Raw genomic sequence first — 599 nt, forward strand, 5'->3', positions numbered from 1 at the left:
CTTTACCGGCAACCCTATAAGGTTGCCCCCACGGTTGTCTTTACCGGCAACCCTATAAGGTTGCCCCCACGGTTGTCCTCACCGGCAACCCTATAAGGTTGCCCCCACGGTTGCCTCTACCGGCAACCCTATAAGGTTGCCCCCACAACCGCCATAGCGGTCAGCTATTACAGCAATTTTCAAGTCAGTGAGGTACACAGATCGACTTTAAGTCCCCGGATTAATCAAAGCGGAGCATCCTCTGGCTCCCCCCTTACTCCCCCCTTTCAAAGGGGGGCTGGGGGGGATGGGGGCGGGGGGGGGATCAGGGGGATAATGGCGGATCGAACCGTATCGCACCAAATAGACCACTGTTATAGCTTCGATCGCATTTTCACCCGTCAAACCTTGACGACCCTCGTCGTGCCAAAACTCAACATTCACCAAGGAGGATTTCGATGGCAGTTGCCACCGATAATATCAACACCGACATTCCATTTCGGGCCGGAAATGCCCGTCTGACCGACCTTTCCGGCCGACTTTTGGGGGCCCACGTCGCCCACGCCGGACTGATCGTCCTGTGGGCCGGGGCGATGACCCTGTTTGAACTCAACCAGTTC

1 pseudogene is annotated in these 599 nt (G+C 56.6%); it reads left to right on the plus strand.

Going from position 1 to position 599, the window contains the following annotated elements:
- Positions 1–437 precede the first annotated feature (437 nt).
- Positions 438–599, plus strand: a pseudogene (locus tag AC0QHF_RS00345) (chlorophyll a/b binding light-harvesting protein); the annotation flags it as partial.

This window comes from Lyngbya sp. CCY1209 (assembly GCF_055795065.1).